Here is a 3,301-nt window from a genome sequence, read left to right on the forward strand (position 1 = left end):
AATTTATACAACAACAATTCTTTATTGAGTTGCAAAACAGGTATAATTCACTACGAAGACATTGAAAAAAAAACATTGCTGTTTTATAAAAATTTATATCAACAAGCTTACATTTTAGAAATATTGATTATTTTTTTAGAAAATAATTACCCTCATTATCAATGCGTTCCGATAAATCTTATTAATTTTGAATAGTTGTCATTAATAGAACCAACAATATAATGAAATCAGTCAATTCACTAAACTACTCATATTCAATACCTTCAAAATTAACAACAACTCCAATTGTGGTTCTTGTGGTTACCACATTATATATATTACTTGCCAAGATAAGCTTTTTAATAACTATTGATCCCGGAACCGTTAGCCCAATATATCTTGGTGCGGGATTTGCTTTTGCTTCAGTATTAATTTTGGGACGCAAAGCATTGATCGGCATTTGGATTGGCTCCTTTTATTCAAATATATTCCTTGATATAGAAATTGCAAATTTGCATAAAGAACATCTCCTGTCTCTCCTTCCAATAGGCCTATTTATTTCTTTTGGCACCGTAATAGCAACAATTACAGGGACAAATATCGTTACCCGTTTGTGCAAAAAAGAGCACCCATTGAGCAATGGACAAAACGTATTGATATTACTTATTTTAGGCACAATTTCTTATTCGACAATTACTTCCTTGGTTGGAGTAATCAGTTTGACATATCACGGCTCAATTTCTGCAGAACAATTTTGGTACACTTACAAAACGTGGTGGCTCGGTGACTCAATTGGCATAATTTTAATTACTCCTTTTATGCTATCCTGGTTTTTAAAAGATTCTTTCAATAAAAATAATTTTAAATTTTTCGAATTAACACTCTATGGCTTGGCAACCATTTTATTGTGTCTAAGTGTGTTTTTTCAACATAATGACTTGAAATACCTCATTTTGCCCTTGTTGTTCTGGTCTGCCTATCGTTTTGGAATACAAATCACAACACTCTCAATCATTATAATAGCATTGTTTGCCATTATAACTACAGCTCAAGGAATTGGCCCATTTAATGAAAAAAATATTAACGATTCTATTTTGTTTTTAGACTTATTCTTGAGTGTAATAACCATTTGCAGTCTTTTTTTAGCAGGAATTTCCTCTGAACGAAAAAAAGCGGAAGATTTAATTAAAACAAGCGAAAAAAATCTTCGTGAAAACCAAATTTTGCTTGAATCTACTCTTGAAAGCCCCAAAGGAGTAAGTATTTACTCCATAGGCCGGAATTTTGAGTATTTATGTTTTAACAGTCAGCACAGCCTTAACATGAAAATCATGTACGGCATAGACATTTACTTGGGGATGAAATTACAGGATTGCATAACCAACAAAGGTGATCTTGGTGATTCCATGGCGGTACTAAACAAAGTTTTTTTGGGGCAAAATATCACTACAGTAAGACATTTTGAATTCAACAACAGTTATTGGGAATTCAGGACTAGCCCTATCTTAAACCAGAACGATGAAATCATTGGAGCCACGGTGATTTCAACCAATATCTCGAAAAAGATAAAAGCGGAAGAAGCTTTGAAGAAAAGTGAAGAAAAATACCGAAACATATTTGAAAACATCCAGGATGTAATTATTCAAACCGATCCAAATGGCATTTTTTGGAACATAAGTCCATCTGTCAAAGATATAACAGGTTATAGTTCAGAAGAACTAATCGGAAAACCAACAAATGTTCTACAAACTGATGAAGAGGAACCAGATGCTGTCATTAAACTTATACAAGAAAAATTTATTTTGAAAGATTTTGAAAAATTGATCAAAACAAAATCAGGAAAAATAATTTGCGTTTCCCTTAATGCCAAAATGATTTTTGACAAAAATGGGAGTCCACATCACATTGACACCATTGTACAAGACATCACACAAAGAAAGAAGGATGAAAAAGAAATTGCAAAACAAAACCAAAAATTACAAATTCAGAACAAAGAACTAGAACAATTTGCCTACATCACTTCCCATGATTTACAAGAACCTTTAATTACGCTAAAATGCTTTTCAGAGCTCATCAAAGCAGATTTTCCAAAAGATGCAAATGAAAACATTAATCAATATCTTGATTTTATTTTGGAGTCTTCTGACAGAATGCAAAAACTAATCAAAGGATTATTGGATTATTCCAGAATAGGTAGCCAAATTGAGATAAAAGACGTTGACAGTAATGAAATTGTAAATGATGCTATTTCAATTTTAACGGATAATATTCAAAAAACAGAAACGCAAATCATCATTGGAGATTTACCCAAAATTCAAGGATATTCTATAGAATTAATTCAGCTATTCCAAAATTTGATAGAAAATGCAATAAAATTCAAGAAGAAAGAAACTCCTTTAATTATTAATATCACTGCAAAACAAGATGAAGATAATTGGCTGTTTGCCGTAGAAGATAATGGAATAGGGATAGAAGATCACAATAAAGAAAAGGTTTTTATTATTTTCAAACGTCTAAATAATCGGGATGAATATTCCGGAATAGGGATAGGTCTTGCTATTTGCAAAAAAATTGTAGCTCTTCATGGAGGCACTATTTGGGTTGAATCCACATTTGGTCAAGGCACAATAGTTTATTTTACTCTTCCAAAATAAAAACGAAATCCTATTCCTCAAAAAACAAATAATAGTTGCATATGAAAAAATTAAATTCTGTTTTGCTAGTCGATGACGATGTCGCTACAAATTTCATCAGTAAAATGCTAATCAAAAAAGCCGGAATTACAGATCATATAGAAACCGTTTTGAATGGCCGTCAAGCATTAGAATATCTGACTAACACCGGAAAATATGAAAGATCAGACGGTGTCTTTCCCAAACCTATGCTAATTTTCTTGGACATCAATATGCCCGTAATGGATGGTTGGGAATTTGCCGAAGCCTTTTCAAAATTGGACGAAAATCAAAAAGAAAAAATTATTATTATAATGCTCACCAGTTCACTAAATCCTGATGACAAGGAAAAAGCTTCAAATCTACCTGTAATTTCAGGCTTTCATACCAAGATTCTTACCATGGAGGCACTTGTTTCGATTATGAACACCTATTTCCCAGGATACCTATCGTAGTCTTGTCCTACGATTATCCAATTCACTAGTCCTCGATAAACTGTTAGTAGAAATAAAATAATCAATAAAGTCGTTAATTATCACACTAAGATATTTTTTTTAACAAAAAAAATATTTTTATTGTCTTTTGTTAAAATTTTCATATATTTATCAGATAATCGGGAAAACAAATCATTTTATCGATTATTTAAACTT

3 protein-coding genes are annotated in these 3,301 nt (G+C 31.6%); all 3 read left to right on the forward strand.

The genetic code is table 11. From position 1 onward, the window contains the following. A partial coding sequence (locus tag B0E44_RS18930) for a hypothetical protein (RefSeq protein ID WP_217341280.1) occupies window positions 1-195 on the forward strand: 195 nt, incomplete at its 5' end. 26 nt (window positions 196-221) lie between these two features. After that, window positions 222-2,633 carry an MASE1 domain-containing protein gene (locus B0E44_RS00215; protein ID WP_077370191.1) on the forward strand — a complete coding sequence of 804 codons (2,412 nt, stop codon included), beginning with the start codon at window positions 222-224 and terminating at the stop codon, window positions 2,631-2,633. 41 nt (window positions 2,634-2,674) lie between these two features. Then, window positions 2,675-3,106 carry a response regulator gene (locus B0E44_RS00220; protein WP_077370192.1) on the forward strand — a complete coding sequence of 144 codons (432 nt, stop codon included), beginning with the start codon at window positions 2,675-2,677 and terminating at the stop codon, window positions 3,104-3,106. Window positions 3,107-3,301: the final 195 nt, after the last annotated feature.

The sequence above is a fragment of the Flavobacterium sp. A45 genome, assembly GCF_002001005.1.
Taxonomy (GTDB): Bacteria; Bacteroidota; Bacteroidia; order Flavobacteriales; family Flavobacteriaceae; genus Flavobacterium.

Excerpts from the sequence above, each read along its gene's own strand:
- B0E44_RS00215 (WP_077370191.1), top strand. The coding sequence starts at position 222 with ATGAAATCAGTCAATTCACTAAACTACTCATATTCAATACCTTCAAAA.
- B0E44_RS00220 (WP_077370192.1), top strand. The coding sequence starts at position 2,675 with ATGAAAAAATTAAATTCTGTTTTGCTAGTCGATGACGATGTCGCTACA.